Annotated in this window: 15 protein-coding genes and 1 pseudogene; 8 read left to right on the forward strand and 8 right to left on the reverse strand. The window is 64.0% G+C overall.

All coding sequences use genetic code 11. The annotated features are described in order from the left end of the window. Nucleotides 1-316 precede the first annotated feature (316 nt). Nucleotides 317-1,744, forward strand: a complete 1,428-nt coding sequence (locus P3T40_RS12335) for an MFS transporter (protein WP_429267974.1) — start codon at nt 317-319, stop codon at nt 1,742-1,744. Nucleotides 1,745-1,760: 16 nt separating this feature from the next. Here the strand turns inward: P3T40_RS12335 and P3T40_RS12340 are convergent, their stop codons facing one another. Beyond that, the gene (locus P3T40_RS12340; RefSeq protein ID WP_429267975.1) at nt 1,761-2,627 is read right to left on the reverse strand and encodes a 2OG-Fe(II) oxygenase; all 867 of its coding nucleotides are present in this window, start codon (nt 2,625-2,627) and stop codon (nt 1,761-1,763) included. A gap of 364 nt (nt 2,628-2,991) precedes the next feature. Between P3T40_RS12340 and P3T40_RS12345 the strand changes: the two genes are divergently transcribed. Both P3T40_RS12345 and leuA read left to right on the forward strand, forming a co-directional pair. Beyond that, nucleotides 2,992-3,600, forward strand: coding sequence for a cation diffusion facilitator family transporter (locus P3T40_RS12345; RefSeq protein ID WP_429267976.1), 609 nt, complete (start codon nt 2,992-2,994; stop codon nt 3,598-3,600). Between the two features lie 502 nt (nt 3,601-4,102). After that, complete coding sequence (gene leuA / locus P3T40_RS12350) at nt 4,103-5,842, forward strand: 2-isopropylmalate synthase (RefSeq protein WP_429267977.1); 1,740 nt, start codon at nt 4,103-4,105, stop codon at nt 5,840-5,842. A 31-nt stretch (nt 5,843-5,873) separates the two neighbouring features. Here the strand turns inward: leuA and P3T40_RS12355 are convergent, their stop codons facing one another. The 4 genes and pseudogenes from P3T40_RS12355 to P3T40_RS12370 all read right to left on the reverse strand — a co-directional run bounded on the left by P3T40_RS12355 (nt 5,874) and on the right by P3T40_RS12370 (nt 9,487). Next, nucleotides 5,874-6,842 carry a 2OG-Fe(II) oxygenase gene (locus P3T40_RS12355; protein WP_429267978.1) on the reverse strand — a complete coding sequence of 323 codons (969 nt, stop codon included), beginning with the start codon at nt 6,840-6,842 and terminating at the stop codon, nt 5,874-5,876. Nucleotides 6,843-7,038: 196 nt separating this feature from the next. Further along, the gene (locus tag P3T40_RS12360; protein WP_429267979.1) at nt 7,039-7,512 is read right to left on the reverse strand and encodes a nuclear transport factor 2 family protein; all 474 of its coding nucleotides are present in this window, start codon (nt 7,510-7,512) and stop codon (nt 7,039-7,041) included. A 61-nt stretch (nt 7,513-7,573) separates the two neighbouring features. Beyond that, a pseudogene (locus tag P3T40_RS12365) lies at nt 7,574-7,810 on the reverse strand (LysE family translocator); the annotation flags it as partial. Nucleotides 7,811-7,867: 57 nt separating this feature from the next. Next, a complete protein-coding gene (locus P3T40_RS12370) occupies nt 7,868-9,487 on the reverse strand; it encodes an MFS transporter (RefSeq protein ID WP_429267980.1) in 1,620 nt (539 codons plus the stop codon). A 101-nt stretch (nt 9,488-9,588) separates the two neighbouring features. Here P3T40_RS12370 and P3T40_RS12375 point away from each other — a divergent pair, with 101 nt between their 5' ends. The 3 genes from P3T40_RS12375 (at nt 9,589) to P3T40_RS12385 (ending at nt 12,638) form a co-directional block, all read left to right on the forward strand. Then, complete coding sequence (locus P3T40_RS12375) at nt 9,589-10,464, forward strand: LysR family transcriptional regulator (RefSeq protein WP_429267981.1); 876 nt, start codon at nt 9,589-9,591, stop codon at nt 10,462-10,464. Nucleotides 10,465-10,635: 171 nt separating this feature from the next. Continuing rightward, nucleotides 10,636-11,139: a hypothetical protein gene (locus P3T40_RS12380; RefSeq protein ID WP_429267982.1), complete on the forward strand. Its 504-nt coding sequence runs from the start codon at nt 10,636-10,638 to the stop codon at nt 11,137-11,139. Between the two features lie 143 nt (nt 11,140-11,282). Beyond that, the gene (locus P3T40_RS12385) at nt 11,283-12,638 is read left to right on the forward strand and encodes a DUF2325 domain-containing protein (protein ID WP_429267983.1); all 1,356 of its coding nucleotides are present in this window, start codon (nt 11,283-11,285) and stop codon (nt 12,636-12,638) included. Between the two features lie 141 nt (nt 12,639-12,779). Here P3T40_RS12385 and P3T40_RS12390 read toward each other — a convergent pair whose 3' ends face one another. From P3T40_RS12390 to P3T40_RS12400, 3 genes are all read right to left on the reverse strand, one after another. Beyond that, a complete protein-coding gene (locus P3T40_RS12390; RefSeq protein WP_429267984.1) occupies nt 12,780-13,241 on the reverse strand; it encodes a winged helix-turn-helix domain-containing protein in 462 nt (153 codons plus the stop codon). Between the two features lie 110 nt (nt 13,242-13,351). Further along, nucleotides 13,352-14,047 carry a nitrogen fixation protein NifQ gene (locus tag P3T40_RS12395; RefSeq protein ID WP_429267985.1) on the reverse strand — a complete coding sequence of 232 codons (696 nt, stop codon included), beginning with the start codon at nt 14,045-14,047 and terminating at the stop codon, nt 13,352-13,354. A 130-nt stretch (nt 14,048-14,177) separates the two neighbouring features. Continuing rightward, nucleotides 14,178-14,708, reverse strand: a complete 531-nt coding sequence (locus tag P3T40_RS12400; protein WP_429267986.1) for a molybdopterin-dependent oxidoreductase — start codon at nt 14,706-14,708, stop codon at nt 14,178-14,180. A 313-nt stretch (nt 14,709-15,021) separates the two neighbouring features. Between P3T40_RS12400 and P3T40_RS12405 the strand changes: the two genes are divergently transcribed. Both P3T40_RS12405 and P3T40_RS12410 read left to right on the forward strand, forming a co-directional pair. After that, nucleotides 15,022-15,897 carry an extracellular solute-binding protein gene (locus tag P3T40_RS12405; RefSeq protein ID WP_429267987.1) on the forward strand — a complete coding sequence of 292 codons (876 nt, stop codon included), beginning with the start codon at nt 15,022-15,024 and terminating at the stop codon, nt 15,895-15,897. Nucleotides 15,898-15,901: 4 nt separating this feature from the next. Then, nucleotides 15,902-17,749 (forward strand): ATP-binding cassette domain-containing protein, encoded by a 1,848-nt coding sequence (locus P3T40_RS12410; RefSeq protein WP_429267988.1) that lies wholly within the window; start codon nt 15,902-15,904, stop codon nt 17,747-17,749. Nucleotides 17,750-17,758 lie beyond the last annotated feature (9 nt).

A 17,758-nucleotide genomic window follows, 5' to 3' on the forward strand; every position in this document is an offset into this window, starting at 1 on the left:
GCGATTGTCATTACCTATTTCTCGTAAAGGCCACGCTGGAGCCTCTCTCCGGCCATCTGACAGGCGTTCTTACAGCCGTTGCTTAAAAAAATCACCGGCTTCCGAAGCAGCGTTTGCCCTTCTTGAGCAATACTTCTATGTTTTCCCTGCGGACGGCAAACGTGTTCCACGGATGGTTCGCGCGGGAATACCGGGGATGGAGACACGCTTTGACAGGAAGCCGCAACAGCATGAATCGACGCCAATATCATGACGCGCAAGGGCCGTTTGCCCAGACCAGCGCGCGATCGTCCGGCCGCCCGCTCGAGGGGGCGCAATGACCGATCAGACCCGCCCGTCCTTCATCAGCTGGTTGCCCTACATCGTCGCGGCGACCTTCTTCATGGAGTACCTGGACACCACGGTGATCGCCACGGCCCTGCCACAGATGGCGCGCTCGTTCCACGTCGGTCCGAACAGTCTGAGCCTCGGCATGACAGCCTATATGCTGGCGCTGGCGATTTTCATTCCGGTGAGCGGGTGGGTCGCCGACCGGTGCGGTTCGCGCACGGTATTTTTTAGCGCGATCGGCGTCTTCACGGTTGCGTCGGTGTTGTGTGGCTTGTCGCAAAACGTCACGGAGTTCACCGCCGCGCGTTTGCTGCAGGGGATAGGCGGCGCCATGATGGTGCCGGTCGGCCGGCTGATCGTCGTACGCAGCACCGAGAAAAGCCGCCTGATGCAGGCCATCTCCACCATTACGTGGCCGGCGATTGTGGCACCGGTGGTCGGTCCGCCGGTGGGCGGCTTCATCACGACCTACGCGAACTGGCGCTGGATCTTCCTTCTGAACGTGCCGTTCGGCATCGCGGTGATGGCTGTGGTCATCGCACTGGTACCGAACCTGCGCGGCAGCGAACGCCGGCCCCTGGATCTTATTGGCCTGCTGCTGAGCGGCGCCACGCTCACGTCAATCCTGTACGGCGCCGAACTCGCCAGCCAGCCGGGTGAAAATCCATGGATCGCGGGCGGTTTCGTGGCGGCGGGTCTCGTGCTCGGGCTTGTCGCGTTCCGCCATGCGCAGCGCCATCCACACCCGCTGATCGACGTCTCGACGCTGAAGATTCCCACCTTCTCGGTGACCATCGTGACCGGCTCGTTCACCCGCATTGGCATCGGCGCCGTGCCGTATCTGATGCCGCTGCTGTTCCAGATCGGCTTCGGACTGTCCGCGTTCAAGTCAGGGCTGTTGCTGCTTGCGAGCGCGCTCGGCAACCTCGGCATGAAGGCGTTGACCACGCGTATCCTGCAGCGCTACGGCTTTCGTATCGTGTCCATTGTCGACGTTGCGGTGGCCGGCGTCTTTACGATTGTCTGCGGCCTGCTGACGCCCGAGTCGCCGCTTGCGTGGGTGCTACTCGTGGTGTTCGTCTATGGCGTGGCGCGCTCGATGCAGTTCTCGACGCTCGCCACCCTCGCCTATGCCGACGTCGCCCAGCCGCAGATGAGCGCCGCCAGCACGCTCTGGAGCGCCGCGGCGCAGATGACGATCGGCCTCGGCATTGCCTTCGGCGCGGTGGCTCTGCGCGGCGCGGCGGTGTTCAACGGCGAGTTGTCCGGGCATGTTTTTACGCTGGACGACTTCCGCATTGCCTTCCTCTGCGCTGGTCTGCTGACGCTGGTGTCGATCTGGGGATACTGGCAGATGGCGCACGACGCCGGCCAGAGCGTGGGCGGTGGGTCGCGGCGGCAGGACGCTTCGTGAACGGCGAAGGGCGGCGTTAAACAAACGCCCGCTCACGCACCCACTTCGTCATGATCCATTTTTCGCCGTCAAGCACGGGCGCGCCGCCATGCAGCGTCAGCGGATCGAGTTCGCGCTGGCGGTTCATGTAGCGGAAATACACCGCGTTGCCCTGCTTGGCCGCCACGGAAATTCCGGCGTTCGGAAAGTACGTCTCACCACCGTTGGGCACATCGTTGAGATAGAGCACGAGCGTCGCCACGCGGTTGCCGCTGCGCGCCGTATGCGCCGCGCTGCCCGCCTGCTGCGGCGGGAAGTAATCGAAGTGCGAGCGGTATTCCGCTGCCACCTGATAATTCAGCACCTGGAAACCTTCACCGTTCTCGACCGGCCAGTTCATCAGACTCGCGATACGCTGCTCCAGACCTTCGATGAATGGATCTGCACCGCGGTCGAAAAACATGCCCTCGCTGGTACGGTTCACAATGACGTCCCTGCTGCCGTTCTCGGGGTTGACCGTGGTTGAACGCGTCAACTTGGGGCGCGCGCGTTCGATGAGCTCCGCGCATTCGTCCGCGCTCAGCACATCGCCAAAGACAATGACTTGTGGACGCTCACAGCGCATCAGCACCTTGATGTCGCGATCATGCGCGCGGATCACGTTGCCTGCAGCGACCGGCGCCGGATCGTAATGGTATGTGCCGTTTTCAGCTTCGACACCGTGCGGGTAGTTTTCCTCGCTGTAGCGGCCGGTAGCCGCCAGCAGCGCCCCTCGCACGGCCGCATCCGCGGCGGGCCGGTCAAAACCGACCTGGACCATGGCGTCGACCATCGACGCCGCGTTGCAGCCGCGATTGGCGTGATCGGCGAGCCACTCTTGCACAGCTGGATTGACTTCAGGCATAGGTCTTCATCTCACTTTCGAATTGCGCGTTCCGCATGCACACGGCCGAGGCCGTGTAGCGGCAAACCGAAAATGGTATGTCTTCCTATCGCTCCAAATAGCCCGACAGTTCCGAGGACACGCCGGCAATTGCACAGGGCGATCGTCATCCATCGGGCATTTGTGTGTGGCTCATTTCTTACACGGATGTAGAGCACAGAGGGTCGATCGCAGCCCGGCTGACCCGCAAGCGCTGTCACATCGGCGCAACGTTCGACCGCTAACTTGCTGGCATTACTCGAATCGCGTCCGCCCAATGCCATCGCCGTCAGAGCGTCCCCGTCAGTCGCGCGGCAGTGCCTTCAAGGCTGCCTCCGTGAGCGCCATGCTGAATGCCGCTCTGATGACAATGCAGATCGTCATTGGCCTGTTCGCTCATTCCGACGGACTCGTGGCGGACGGCATTCATACGCTTAGCGATCTCGCTGCAGACGGCGTCGTTATCGCCGTGCTGTTTCTCGGCGCGGCCGCCGCGTCCGGCCGGCGTGCTGCCAGTGCCGACGGCAGCTTGCATGCCGCGCTCGCCTCGCTGTTCATCGGCACACTGTTGATCGGCACCGCTGGCGAGATGTTGTGGCATAGCATCGAACCCGCCTCCATCCTGACCGTCAGCGCGAGCGTGCGTGCAAGCGCGCTGGTCGTCGCCATCTTCGTGATGTTCGCCAAGGAGGCGCTGTTCCGCTACATGCGCTCCGAATCGCAGCGAACCCATTCCGGCGTTCTGCTCGCCAGTGCGTGCCACGCCCGGCTCGATGCGCTGTCCGCGCTGGTCGCCACGCTGGGGATTCTCGGCAGCATGGCCGGTCTGCCGATGCTCGATCATGTCGCCGCCGGCGTCATTGGCCTGATGATCCTGCGCATGGGTTACAACAACTGCTGGGCGGCCCTGAAAGACCTGTCCGCGCGCCCGCTCGGCAACACTGCGGGGCAATGAACGTGGCTGGGCCTGCTGCTGGCCGGCCGTTCGTGCGTTTGCGCGGCGCCAGCATTCGCTTGACTCGCGTCGCTGTTTGTGATTCTATTACGGCCATGCTCCGCGCACAGACCCTGCTATCCCTCCTACTACTAGCCCGCTCTACCGGGCTAGGTCTGCTGCTACGCGCTTCCTGCATCTAACGCATCTGAAGCGTCACTAATTCCCAAGCTTTGCTGACCTTGCCCCGGTTGCCAACCGGCGGCCGCGCTTCGTCTCGTTCCTTTCACGCTCCATGGATTGCTCACCGGGCAACGGGCTGATGAAACACCACAGAATTCCTTCTTTGCTTTACCGGACGGCCACGACGTCAACGCGGCCGGCCCTCCATATCCGGCCTTTGCGACCCGTCCGTGGCCCGTTCGGCCAGGCGGCCCCGTGCCGTCTCGCCGCGCCACGCCGGACACCTTTGCAAGTCTTCGTTTCGATCCCTTCACGTCCTTTCTGAACTCACGAGACCATCATGTTGAAAAATCCCGCTACCAAGTACCGCTCCTTCCCTCCCGTCAACTTGCCTGATCGCAGCTGGCCCTCGCGCACCATCACGCATCCGCCGATCTGGATGAGCACCGACCTGCGCGATGGCAATCAAGCCCTGTTCGAGCCGATGAACGCGCAGCGCAAGATGCGCATGTTCAAGACCCTGGTGCAGATCGGCTTCAAGGAGATTGAAGTCGCTTTCCCGTCGGCGTCGGAAACCGACTTCAATTTCGTGCGCGAGCTGATCGAGGGCGGTCATATTCCCGATGACGTGACGATCGAAGTGCTCACTCAGGCGCGCGACGACCTGATCGAACGCACCTTCGAATCGTTGCGCGGCGTACCGCGTGCGATCGTCCATCTGTACAACGCCACCGCGCCGGAATTCCGCAAGATCGTCTTCGGACTCGAGCGCGACGGCGTCAAGCAGTTGGCCGTCAACGCCGCGCGCACCATGAAGCGTCTCGTGGACGCGACGCCGGAAACGGCCTTCACGCTGCAATACAGCCCGGAAGTATTCAGCGGCACCGAACTCGAATTCGCCAAGGAAGTGTGCGACGCCGTGTTCGATATCTGGCAACCGACGCCCGAACACAAAGCCATCGTCAACCTGCCGGCAACTGTCGAAATGTCCACGCCGAACATCTATGCAGACCAGATTGAATGGATGCACCGCAACCTGGCCCGCCGTGATTCGCTCATCGTGTCCGTCCACCCGCACAACGATCGCGGCACGGCGGTCGCGGCGGCTGAACTGGCGGTCATGGCCGGTGCCGACCGGGTCGAAGGGTGTCTGTTCGGCAACGGCGAGCGCACCGGCAACGTCGACCTCGTAACGCTCGCGCTCAATCTGTACACCCAGGGTGTCGATCCGGGCCTCGACTTCTCCAACATCAATGAAGTCGCCCGCACCGCCGAAGAATGCACGCAATTGCCGGTGCATCCGCGCCATCCGTACGTTGGGGACCTGGTGTTCACGGCGTTCTCCGGATCGCACCAGGACGCCATCAAGAAAGGCTTTGCCGTGCAGAAGGACGATGCGTTGTGGGAGATGCCTTATCTGCCGGTCGACCCGCGCGATCTGGGCCGGACCTACGATTCGATCATCCGCGTCAACAGCCAGTCAGGCAAAGGCGGCATCGCCTATCTGCTCGAGCAGACCCATGGGGTGGTGCTGCCGCGCCGTCTGCAGGTCGACTTCAGCTCGGCCGTCCAGCAAGTAACCGACGACAGCGGCCAGGAAGTCAGCGCCCAGCAGATCTGGGAGGTGTTCCAGGACGAGTATGTGCGCAGCGAATCCCCGGTGCGCTACATCGGCCATTCGTTGTCGGAAGACGGCGGCCGCGAGCGCATCAAGCTGACGGTGGATATCGCGGGCGAGCGCACGGTGCTGGCTGGCGAAGGCAACGGCCCGCTCGACGCGCTGATGCACGCGTTACGCACGCCGGTGCGGATCCAGCACTACGAGGAACGCGCGCTCACGCAAGGCGCCGACGCGAAAGCGATCGCGATTGCCGAAATGGCGGGCGCGCAGGTGGTGGGCAACGCGTTCGGCGTCGGCATTGATGCGAATCTGATTACGGCGTCGATCCGCGCCGTGATCAGCGGGATCAACCGTGCGTATGCGCGTTGTGATGCCGAAGCACAAGCGCGTTTCTTCGATGCGGTGCTGCGCGAAGTCGCTCACGACGCTGAGCGCAGCAAGGCGCTGCAGGCTAGCTAACGCTCGGGCGGGGATGTGAACGCCCCGCCCGTCACGCGTACTCGCGCTCCCGCATCCACTTCGTCATGATCCATTTCTCGCCGGCCCGCACCGGCGCACCGCCGTGCAGGGTAAGCGGATCGAGTTGCCGCAGGCCGTTCAGGTAGCGGAAATACACCGCGCCACCCTGTCTGCCGGCAACCGACAAACCCGCCTCCGGGAAAATCGTTTCCCCGCCGTCCGGCACATCGTTGAGGTAGACGATGAGGGTCGCTACCCGTTGGCCGCCGCGTGCCGTATGCACAGCGCTGCCCGGCTGGTCCGGCGGAAAATAATCGAAGTGCGGACGGTATTCGCCGCTCGTGTTGTAGTGCAGGATCTGCAGGCCCTCACCATTCTCGACCGGCCAGTTCATCAAGCTCGCGATCCGCTGGTCGATACGTTCGATGAACGCATCCTCGCCGCGCTGAAACCAGATGCCCTCGCTGGTGCGATTGCGGATCACGTCCTCTTGCCCCGTCTCCGGATTGACGGTGGTCGAACGCTTGAGACGATGCCGCGATCGCTCGATCATCTCAGCGCACTCTTGCGCCGAGAGCACGTCGCCGAATACGACCACTTGCGGCCGCTCGCAACGCATCATGACCTTCACGTCGCGATCGAACGCGCGGATCAGATTGCCGCTCGCCACCGGCAGCGCGTCGTACTGGTAGTCGGCTTGCGGAGCTTTGACGAGACGCGCCTGTGTGCCGCCTTCGGACTGGCTGGCGCCGGGTGTTGTTGCATGGTTCGCGGCGACAGCGGTAAGCCCGTTGCCCGACCCCGTTGCTGCGCCTGCGTGCCCCAAGCCGCCCGTGCCCGCACCACCCAGTGCTACCCTGACCGCGCGCTGTACCGCAGCGCTAGCCGACAGCGAATCGAAACCCGCCCCCACCATCGCTTCGACCATCGAATCCACCGTACAGCCACGCTTCGCATTGGTGGCAAGCCAATCCTCCCAGGCCGCATCCACGACACGCATAGGTATTCGTCCCTTTTGATTTTGTTGGTTCGGCGCACGTGGCCATTAGCAGCAAACGACATGACGGCTAATGACCTCTCAGGCACAGCGCGCCTGCTGACAAAATACTGCATCATCTCGCAGACCTCACGCAAGTAGGCCGGATGGCCGAGCTTTCAATGCCATCCAGCGCTGTCCTACGCGATCCAGTGCAGCCTCAGGCCCGTTTGGCCCGATAGGCGTCGAGGCCTTTCCTCGCCTGGGCACGAATTGCCCGCTGCACCGTTGGCGTCCAGCCGAGCAAGGCGCCTTTAAATCCCAGCGCCTGCCGCGACCAACGCCACAGATCGAAAGTATCGCGATGCTCGGCGATGCGTCCGTCCCGGAACACGAACTGCGCCTGAATCCGGTTGATCACGCCGCGACCCGTTTGACTGAACAGATAGCGAGCCACCCAATGGGCGCTGCCGGTGCGTTCGTTGGCATCGACGGCGTCATATGTCAGCGAAAACTCCTGCGCGCGCTGCACCAGCATGCGCCACATGTCACGCGCTTCTTCGCCGCGCAGCTCGCCGAACACGGGATCGCTGAAGACGACGTCGTCGGCATAGCATGCGCCCATCGCTTCGGCATCACGCCTTTGGAAAGCCTCGTAGAAGCGTTCGATCAACTCGGTGTTGGGATGACTCATTGTTAGTGTTGTTCCCGTTTTAAACGGATTGGAGTCTGAAAAGAGGTGTCTCGATGACAGTCTAGCGTGTCGCGATAGCCGCAGCCGCACCGACCATCACCGTCGCGCTCGCCCGATTGGCGATTTTGGCCGCGCGCCGACCCATCAGCAGCTTGCGTGCTCGCGCGGCAAGCAGCGTCCAGGCGAGATCCACCGTGATCAATACGGCGAGCGCCGTCAACGTCAGTTCGAACCAGGCGAAAACAGTCACGCGCGAAAGATCGACCAGGGTGGGCAACAGCGCAAGATAGAACACCATAACTTGTGCCATTGGAACCCGCACAGCCCCTGGAGAGCGGCCATTGCTGCTGGCGAGCTAGCTGCCAGATCGCACCGTTGCGCGCCCGACCTGCCCGGCTGCTTCAGTAACCGCGCGGCTGGCCAGCAATCGCACCGCTAGAGCAATCACCACCGCCAATGCCGCGGCTACATAAAGCGCTGCGGCAAAACCGCTGGCAAAGCTGGCATGCGCGGCCGCAGCAAGCGACGCGCGAATGGCCGCTGGCAAATGCGCGCTCGCCTGTCCGATATCGCCGGCGAGCAGGCTCGACATGAAGCCGGGATCCAGCTCATGTCTGACGGCCGAGGTCAGCTCGGGCCGCGCGTAAAACGCAGTCTGGGTACGCGCCGCCAGCACCGCACCGAGCACGCCGACCGACGTCACGATGGCAGTAAAGCGCGTCGTCGTGCTGATTCCTGACGCCATGCCTGTGCGGTTCGACGGAACGCAGGCCATGATGGCCTTTTGCGTGTCGCCGTTCAGCACGCCTGCGCCGAGGCCCGTGATAACCATGCCGCATGCCACGAGGTCATAGCGCCCTGCCGCGGCGACCCAGGCCGTCAGCAGATTGCCTGCGCCGATCAATAGCAGTCCTATGCTCAACATCGTCATGCTCGAGAGATGCCTCGACAACATGGCGCCGATATACGGACCCACCACCATCGCGAGCGCAAACGGCAGCATCCCTAAGGCGGCCGTGATCGCGGATAGCCCGAAGGCGTTCTGCAGATAAAGCGGCAGGAAGGTCATCATCACCTGTGCACAGGCGGCATAACCGAACATGGCAAGGACGGCGGCAACGAAGCGCGGCTGGCGGAACAGCGCCAAGTCGACCATCGCATGCTGGCGCACGCGTTGCACCTGAACGAACGCCGCCAGCAGCAGAGCCGCAGCCGACAGCTTGACGCCCGTCGCCCCGCTCGCCCAGCCCGCTGAGGGCGCTTCGATCAAGGCCCAGATGCCCACCACCAGCGCCAGGCCGAACAACATGCTGCCGGCCGCATCGACCGGTCCGGCCTCGGGGTTGCGCGATTCCCGGATGGAGCGCAGGACACATACCGCCAGCACGGCGCAAACCGGCAGGTTCATCAGAAAGATCCAGCGCCAGCCGAACCATTGCGTGATGACGCCGCCCACGAGCGGCGCCACGGTCGTCGCCAGTCCCATGCAGGTGCCCCACACAGCCCAGGCACGAACGCGCTCGGGTCCCTCATGAAACGTATTGGCAATGACGGCGAGCGCGGCAGTGAGCAACATGGCCGCGCCGACGCCCTTCACCGCACGCGCCAGGTTGAGCAGCGTGGCCGACGGCGCCAACCCGCAGCCGAGCGACGCCAGAAAGAACACGGCGAGGCCGAGCAACAGCATGCGCTTGCGGCCGAAGCGATCAGCCAGACCGCCTGCCGGCAGCAGGCACGACGCGAACGCGACCATATAGGCGCTGACGACCCATTCGACGTCGGCGAAGCTCGCGTGAAACGAGCGCGCGATCGACGGCAAGGAAACGGCCACCACGTTGGTGTCGAGGATGATCAGCGCACAGGTGGCCGAGGCCGTGGCGAGGACGAAACCCGCGTTGGTGGCGCTGCGCGCCGCTGGAAGCGGGACGGGTTCATCTGCGGCGTGAGCGCGCCGCTCGTCGCGAATCTGGGGCATGGGGTAACCGGATTGGAAAGAGACTGGCACCAGTCTAGCGGCGCCTCAATTGCCTGTCATTGACATAGAATGGCGAAATAATTGACTGAATTGACAATACTATGCGGCAGCTCGAACTTCACCATCTCCGCTGTATCGCCTGCGTCGCCAAGCACCTCCATTTCTCGCGGGCGGCTGAGGAACTGGAGATCGCCGCGCCGTCGCTGACCCGGCAGATCCAGGAGGCCGAACGGTTGCTAGGCGTACGGCTCTTTCATCGAACCAAACGCTCGGTGGCGCTAACCGCCGCCGGCGAGGCCTATCTCGCGGATATCACGCCGGCGCTCGAACATCTCGCGCGCGGCGCTGAACGTGCCGCGCTTGCGGAGCGTGGTGAACTGGGCCGCGTTGAAATCGGTTACATCGCGTCGGCCGCGTATGCCGGCGTGCTGCGGCAAACGGCGGGCGGATTTCATACCACGCATCCGGGCATCGAGGTCACGATCCGCGAGGTCGTGATGGATCGCGTGCCCGGTATGCTCAGCGAAGGCCAGCTCGATGTCGCGTTTGTGCGGCCGCCCATGCAATTTAGTGAAGGCATCCGCACCACCACGGTGTATCGGGATACGTTCGTGGTCGCGCTGCCGGAAGACTCCGAACTGGCCACGGCGCCGACGCTGTCCCCGGCGCAGTTGCGCGACGAATGGTTTGTGCTGCCCGAGCAGGAAGCTGGCACCTACGAAGTCGCGCGCCGCGGCCGCTTCTCGCCGAAGCTTGGCCCGCAGCCCGGCACGCTCGCCGCGGTGCTGGCGTGCGTGTCGTTAGGCGGCAACGTAGCGGTCGTGCCGCATACGCTTGCTGACTGCATCGCCCTGCCCGGCGTCGTCTACCGGACGATCAGCGGCAAGCCGATCCCCTCGGAAATCGCGCTCGCCTACCGGCAATTCGAGCGCGCCCCCGCCGTGCGCACCTTCGTGGACTACGTGAAAAGTCGCTAGCATCGCCACGCGTCCTGCTGCGCCGTCTAGCACTCGCGACGCCATTCGTTATATCCTACTGAATATTACGGTAGGGAGCGAATCAGGAGCCGAGGGCGCGCACAGCAATCCACGCGCCGAGGGCACTCCCGTCAACCTTGCAAGACAACCGGCAACCTGGAGCCCAGATTGGTGCGCAGTCGATCCACCCTGTCCGAAGCATCGGAACGCCGCGACCGGCCCCCGAAAAGCTTTTCAACCACGATCACCGCGTTGAAAGCGGCGCCCGATCGCGGGCGCGCGGAACTGATCCGCGATGTCGTCGATGCTTTCAGGCGTCTTTACGGCAGCGTGTTGCGCTTCGTCCAGATGTTCGCGGACGGCCAAGGCAGTTTCCCGTCGGCCGGCGCCTCGGGATCGCATTCGTTCAATCAGTTGCTTTCTTTACTCACAGAGCAAGGCAAGGCGGCCGGTTTTGGGCGCTTTTACGAACTGAGAACGGCGATCGAGGAAGCCCGCTCGGCGGAGCAACTTCGCGACGCAATTTTCTCTGACGCCCATAGCAACGACCACGCCGCGCTGCGCAGGGCCGCAGCGGAACTGGAACGCCTCGACGCGACCTTCGTGGGACTGTGTGTCGAGCACGTGCTGGAACAGCACGCGCGGGCGGCGCTGGTGCTGTCTTCCGACGACTAGAGAAACGCCGCGGCGCGGGCCTTCATACGCCCATCGCTATATTCGATGATATATTGCGGTGCTGAGATTGATGGTGGCAGCCTCGACATCATCCGGTGCACCTCGCCGGCGAGTCTGACACCGGAACCGGATTCGAGGTCATCATGCAAGCTCCCCCGTTTCGCCTCGCTCGAACCGCTGACGCCAGCCGTGCTGACGACAGCGCCGGCGCCCGTCTGCGCGCGGCCGATGCCTGCTGCGCGCCGCCCTCATCCGCGCAACTTGCCAGCTCGAAGCGGCGCACCAAGCTCGCCGAGCTCGATTCCCATCTGCATTGCTCGGTAATCGGGACGTGCCTCACCACGCACGAATTGCGCAAGCTCGTGCCCAAATTCACCGATCTCGATCGCCAGCACGCCAGCGACCTGGAAATTCACCACGCCGCGGTCGAGCTCGCCATTGCGGGCGGCGCGGGCGGCAAGGCGCTGCACAAGGCGCTTGACGAACGCTACGCCGGCGCCATCCGCCGCTTCGAGCAGGCGCGCGATGAAGAGGCTGTGCTCGCACTGTGGAACGAAGCGCTCAAGAATGGCGACATCCCGCCGGCCTACTGGGCGCTGATGACCCACCCCTACGCAACGATGCCGGTTCGCCAGGCGGCCTTCGGCGAACTGCACATGCTGTCGCACCTGGTGGGTGCGGCGAATCGCGCGGATATCCGGCGCCTCGTGGCGCTCGAAGAAGAAAATGCCGCGCTGCGGGACAAGATTGAACGGCAACAGACGCGTCTGCACGAGATCAGCACGCAGCGCGATGCGGTCATCGCACAACTGAGCGAGCAGATCGTCAAACTGACGGCCCAGGCTAGCCGGCAAGCGTCCGCCGACACCGCCAGCCTCGCGGATGAGGTCAAGGCGCTGCAGGAAAAACTCGCGGAAGCGGACCAGCGCCTCGCGCTGCACACCAGCCGCCGCGAAGCCGCGGAACAGCGCGCCTTGCAGGAGCAAGGCACGGCGGAGGCGCTGCGCGAAAGTCGCGATCAGGCGCTGACGCTACTGAAGGTGGTCCAGTCGGAATGCCACGCGCTTGAGCGGGCGACGCTCGACGCGCTCGATCAGCCGGACGCCCGCCGGGCAGGACTCGCCGGCGTGGCGGGCAAGCGGGTTGTGTATGTCGGCGGCCGGCCCGGCTCGAACGCGGCGCTCAAGGCGCTGGTGACGTCGGCCGGTGGCGAACTTGTCATGCACGACGGCGGCGTGGAAGATCGCAAGGGCTTGCTGGCGGCCGCGCTACCGGGCGCCGACCTTGTCGTGTTTCCGGTGGACTGCATCGATCACGATTCGATGAACATGCTAAAGCGCGTGTGCGAGCGTCATCAGGTGGACTATCACCCGCTGCGGACGGCGAGCGTCGCCAGTTTTATCGATTTGATCGCGCGCCTGCAGACCGATCGGAGCGCGGCGCACACTGCAGCGGCCAGCGCGCGTCCGCCGTCGGCGTTTTGTCTGCGGCACGGGTGAGGCGCGTTGGTCTCCCCTTGCGTTGTGGGGCGTCGGCGCTTGCTTGGGGCGTTTATTAGCGCTGATGGTGAGTGGCATCAGGAATAGCGAGTCGGCGCCCCGCTTTCTCCGGGTCAACACCTGAGCTCACTGCAAGCCGCGTCAGGCCCGGATCAGCCGGATCAATTCGTCGATCTGCTTCGCGCAGGCCGCTTCGGCTTGCGCTTCGACGTCGCGATAGAGGCGCACGATGCTCTCGCCGACCGGCGTGAGCACGCAGCCGCCGCCGCTCTGGCCGCCTTGCTCGGACACCGTCGCCGGCGACTTGAGTGACTGGTTCAGCTCATCGATCAACAACCACGCTCGCCGGTACGACATGTCGAGGCTACGGGCCGCAGCCGAGATCGAACCGTGCTCGCGCACCGCTTCGAGCAATTCGACCTTGCCCGGTCCGAGCGCCACGGTATCGCCCTTGCGAATGCGCATCCGGAAGCGCACCTCGGGCCGCGTTTTCGTGCGGGATGAAGTGGAGGCCGGCGTGGGGGCTTGCGTGCCGGTTTTGATGCCGGCTTTGGCGCCGACTTTTTTCGCCGGGACGGATTGGGTTTTCGCGGATTCAGCCATGCGCGAAAGCATACACGAAGCGGCTTGCGAGGCAACACTCGAAAACGGCGTGCTGCGCGAGACTGCGGGATTGACCCAGGCGACGCCTCAGCGGGCGATTTCCGGAAGTCTCAGGAACCGGATGGAAAGCAATACCCATAGTCTTCGCAGCCGGGACAACCCGGTGCAGGACCGGGCTCCTTGCCGAGCGACAAGGCAAGCTGCCGGGCCAGAAACTTCTTCCAGCGCTGATTCTCGACGTTAAGCACGACCAGCGACGGAAAATACCGTTCGAGCATCGCCGAGACCTCGTCGCGCCCCGCCAGCCCCAGATCCCGCCACAGATGATCCGGCCGCAAGCACGCATGCGCGATGATCGAGGCGAGACAGTCGGCGTCGTCGAGTCGCACGGCTGGATTCGCGTACGCCAGCAGCAACACGCGCAGGGCCGAGACGAACTCGACATGCTCGTATTTGTTCAGGGTCATGCTGGCGGTGGAGGCTGAGTCGTTTGGGCCGCGTGAGCCGACGGTGCCAAGTGAACTGGCTGAGCTATAAGGCAGTTCGGGCAAGGCCAGCGCCCCAGCAAAATGCCGCCTGACGAGCCCGTCCCATTGCGTCTGTGACAGGCCGAGCAACGCCCACTCTTTGCGCACTTCGCGCGCTGCGATGAGTTTTGCAAACAGGCGAGCATCGAACGAATGGGCGTCCACGGCCTTCGCCAACCATTGGCCGGCCCGCTTGGAGCAAACCTGGTTGAGGCGTTCCGTCTGCGCCGCCATAGCAGGCGGCGTAGCAGGTGAACTGGAGCGCATGTCGTCAGGCATGATAGGCAGGCTGCAGAGAGGTTGGCCCATGCATGGTACGACGCCGATTCACCTTGCGCGCAAGCCGCCGTCAAAAGCTGCACAGACCAACAAGGCCCCTGCGCCCCTCACCGCAAAGCTTGCTAAAGCATTACAGCGGCCGCAGCACCTGCACGTCGACACGCCTGAGCCGTTTGACGTGCCGCGGCGCCGCCATGATGTCGGCGCCGGAATACAGGATCGGCGCCCCGTCTTCCACGCCCAAGGACCCGCCGTCGCACTCGTAGGCAATCAGCACGCTCTCGCCCACCGGCGTGTTGAACAATTCGTGCCACGAAAAGGTCACCGCATACCCGTCGTGCGCCGCGGCGACAAACACCATCCGTTTGAAATCGCCCGGCGATTCGTTGCGCAAACCTGCCTCTGAGATCAACTCTGTCAGCAACACGCCACGATACCGGCCCACGCGCCGAATATAACGGTTGGTCGTAAAACAGCGCAGGTCGAACGGCTCGCCCAGCGCGCTGTCGTAGCGTCTGAGCTGTTCGACGGATAACGACAACGGACGCAGCACATGGCCGGTCAGGACGAAATCGCTTGCGGCCTTCTCGTGCACCTCGTGCGCCTCGAGCGCCTCCTGCGCCTCCTGCGCCGGCTCCACGCCCAGATTCGATAGTTCCATGCTTCCAGATCCTCCGGCATCGAGTACGGCGCGTGTCAGGCAAAACTCAGCAAAAAGCGCGCAAAAAAACCGCGTCAAAAGGACGCATTAATACAGGCGGCCCAAGCCTCGGCGCAGACGCGTCACACAATGCGCCGGACCGCTTGCCACGCTGTATTTTGGCATATATTACGCCGCGCTCCGCCCGCCGCGACAGGCGGCCGCACGGCATACAGGATATATCGCCGGGCCCATGCCCGCCGCTGGGCGAATCGACCCACATTCCGCTTCGGCGTCGTAATATAGCGATCTTCATAACGCTACGGGAAATGGCATGATTCGCAAGCTGCTTGCATCGTTCACGGTAGTCGCCAGCATGGCGGCCGCCACCCCCAGCTTCGCCCAGGACAATACGGTCAACGTGCTGTACGCCGGGTCGCTCGTCAATCTGATGGAGCGCAGCGTCGGGCCCGCGTTCGAGAAATCCACGGGCCTGCAGTTCCGCGGCTACGCGGCGGGTTCGAACAAGATCGCCAACGAAATCAAGGGCAAGCTGCGCCGTGGCGACGTGTTTATCAGCGCGAGTCCGAAGGTCAACCAGACCCTGATGGGCGCGGACAACGGCGATCATGTGAGCTGGTACGTCAGCTTCGCCGAGTCGCCGCTCATGATCGGCTACAACCCGAAGAGCAAGTTCGCCGCCGACTTCAAGACGAAGCGCTGGGACCAGGTGCTGCAGGAACCGGGTATCCGTATCGGCCGTACCGATCCGAAGCTTGATCCGAAGGGTGCCTTCACGGTTGAAATGATGACGAAGGCGGCCGATCTGTACCATCAGCCGGACCTCGTCGAAAAAACGCTCGGCGACCCCGAGAATCCCGCTCAGGTGTTGCCTGAAGAAACGCTCGTCGGACGGCTGCAATCCGGCCAACTCGACGCCGGTTTCTTCTACTCCACCGAGACTTCAGATCTGAAGATTCCCGCGTTCCAGCCCGCACCTGAACTGGCGGCCAAGGCCAGCTATACGCTCACGATCCTGAGCGACGCACCCAACAGCGCCGGAGCCGCGCGCTTCGTGGACTTCCTGCTGAGCGCACAGGGCCGCGCACTGTTGAAGCAGCATGGCGTGGATGTCATCAAGCCCACCGTCACCGGCAATGGTCAGGCGATCCCGCCGTCGGTACAGGCTGTGATCGACGCGGCACAGTAACGGTATGAAGCGTATCGCGGCCCGGCCGCTTTTCTGGCTGGCCGCGCTGCTTGCCGCCTACCTGTGCGCGCCGTTTATCGCCAGCGTGCCCCAGCTCGGCGCGGCCGACTGGGCCAACGTCGACTGGGACGCCACGTGGTCGGCGGTGGGGATCTCCGCGGCGAGCGCCAGCGTGGCCTCGCTGGTCATCCTGATCGGTGGAGTGCCGCTCGGCTATTTTCTGGCGCGTTCCAACTCTCGCAAGGTCGCCATACTCGGCTTTGTCGTGCAGTTGCCACTCGCGTTGCCGCCGCTCACGAGCGGCGTTCTCCTGCTGTTTCTGCTCGGACCGTATAGCGGCATTGGCCGCCTGACGGGCGGCACGCTGACCGATTCGTTTGCTGGGATCGTGCTCGCGGAGACCTTCGTCGCTGCACCCTTCCTGATCATTGCGGCGAAGTCCGCGTTTGCCGCTGTCGATCCGGTTCTCGACGACGTCGCCGCCACGCTCGGTCATCACGCCGGCAGCCGCTTTTTTCGCGTCATCCTGCCAGTCGCGTGGCCGGCCATTCGCGCAGGGCTTGCGCTTGCGTGGCTGCGGGCGTTCGGCGAATTCGGCGCAACCGTGATGGTGGCGTATCACCCGTACTCGCTACCGGTTTATACCTATGTCGTGTTCGGCGGCCAAGGCCTGCCGGCCATGATGCCGTTGCTGTTACCCACGCTGACGATCGCCATTGTCTGCGCCGCGCTGTCGCTGTACAGCCGGGGCCAGAGCGGCGTCGCAGAACTGGAAAACGGCGAGGATGCGACCGTCCAGCCCGCGGGTCAACCGCCTTCTGCCGAAGCCGCCCCGCTCCAACTCGCGTTTCAGTTGACCCGGCATCTTGGGGCCTTCGACCTCAACGTGGCATGGGCACCGGCCACCCGGCGCCTCGCGATCATTGGGCCGTCCGGCTCCGGCAAGTCGCTGACGCTGCGCCTGATCGCAGGACTCGAGCAGAACGAAAACGGCATGGTGCGCCTCGGCACAACGGACCTCGACGCGTTGCCGCCCGAGCGGCGCCAGATCGGCTACATGCCGCAGGACTACGGCCTGTTTCCGCATATGACGGTCGCCCAGCAACTGGCCTTTCCGGTGGATGCGGACGCCGCCAGCGCCCGCTATTGGCTCGAACATCTGGGGCTCGCCAAGCTGGTCGGGCGGCTGCCCCGTCAACTGTCGTTTGGCCAGCGTCAGCGCGTGGCGCTCGCGCGTGCCTTGACGCGGCACAGTCAGCTTCTGTTGTTCGACGAGCCGTTCGCCGCGCTCGATACGCCGCGCCGCCGACGTTTGCAGCAGTCGCTGCGTGCGTTGCAGCGGGAGATCGCAGCGGTGACGATCATCGTCACGCACGATCCCGACGAAGCCGCGCTGCTCGCCGACGAAGTGCTGGTGATTGAAACGGGACGCGTGCTGCAAGCGGGGCCGATCGACACGATCTATGAGCAGCCCGCGACGATGCGTGTCGCCGAACTGCTCGGTCTGCACAACGTCGGTGAAGGGGTCATGCGCGAGGAAGGCGTGCTCGAAATCGGCAACGGCCTGCGGGTGAGGACGGCCGCGGCAGCCGCGCGCTCGATCACGGCAGACCAGCCGGTGATGTGGCGCGTGTCGTCGCACGCGCTGATGGCTACGCCCGATGGTCCGCACCTCGGCACGATCGACGCCATCGAACTGCGGCGGGGCGAGCGTTATGTCCGCGTGGAAATAGGCGGCGCGTACTTCGATATTGCGAGCGAGGACACCCGTTTGCGTCAAGGCTCGCAACACCGGTTCGCCATTGCGTCAGCGGGCGTGTCGGTGTGGGCCGCCCAAGCCGCGCAAGCTTGAAGGAACGCA

Source organism: Paraburkholderia sp. EB58, from assembly GCF_050436665.1.
Taxonomy (GTDB): domain Bacteria; phylum Pseudomonadota; class Gammaproteobacteria; order Burkholderiales; family Burkholderiaceae; genus Paraburkholderia.

Bases quoted from the DNA above. Each gene is read 5' to 3' on its own strand.
- P3T40_RS12335 (WP_429267974.1), top strand. From the start codon at position 317: ATGACCGATCAGACCCGCCCGTCCTTCATCAGCTGGTTGCCCTACATC.
- P3T40_RS12340 (WP_429267975.1), bottom strand. From the start codon at position 2,627: ATGCCTGAAGTCAATCCAGCTGTGCAAGAGTGGCTCGCCGATCACGCC.
- P3T40_RS12345 (WP_429267976.1), top strand. From the start codon at position 2,992: ATGCTGAATGCCGCTCTGATGACAATGCAGATCGTCATTGGCCTGTTC.
- leuA (WP_429267977.1), top strand. From the start codon at position 4,103: ATGTTGAAAAATCCCGCTACCAAGTACCGCTCCTTCCCTCCCGTCAAC.
- P3T40_RS12355 (WP_429267978.1), bottom strand. From the start codon at position 6,842: ATGCGTGTCGTGGATGCGGCCTGGGAGGATTGGCTTGCCACCAATGCG.
- P3T40_RS12360 (WP_429267979.1), bottom strand. From the start codon at position 7,512: ATGAGTCATCCCAACACCGAGTTGATCGAACGCTTCTACGAGGCTTTC.
- P3T40_RS12370 (WP_429267980.1), bottom strand. From the start codon at position 9,487: ATGCCCCAGATTCGCGACGAGCGGCGCGCTCACGCCGCAGATGAACCC.
- P3T40_RS12375 (WP_429267981.1), top strand. From the start codon at position 9,589: ATGCGGCAGCTCGAACTTCACCATCTCCGCTGTATCGCCTGCGTCGCC.
- P3T40_RS12385 (WP_429267983.1), top strand. From the start codon at position 11,283: ATGCAAGCTCCCCCGTTTCGCCTCGCTCGAACCGCTGACGCCAGCCGT.
- P3T40_RS12390 (WP_429267984.1), bottom strand. From the start codon at position 13,241: ATGGCTGAATCCGCGAAAACCCAATCCGTCCCGGCGAAAAAAGTCGGC.
- P3T40_RS12395 (WP_429267985.1), bottom strand. From the start codon at position 14,047: ATGCCTGACGACATGCGCTCCAGTTCACCTGCTACGCCGCCTGCTATG.
- P3T40_RS12400 (WP_429267986.1), bottom strand. From the start codon at position 14,708: ATGGAACTATCGAATCTGGGCGTGGAGCCGGCGCAGGAGGCGCAGGAG.
- P3T40_RS12405 (WP_429267987.1), top strand. From the start codon at position 15,022: ATGATTCGCAAGCTGCTTGCATCGTTCACGGTAGTCGCCAGCATGGCG.
- P3T40_RS12410 (WP_429267988.1), top strand. From the start codon at position 15,902: ATGAAGCGTATCGCGGCCCGGCCGCTTTTCTGGCTGGCCGCGCTGCTT.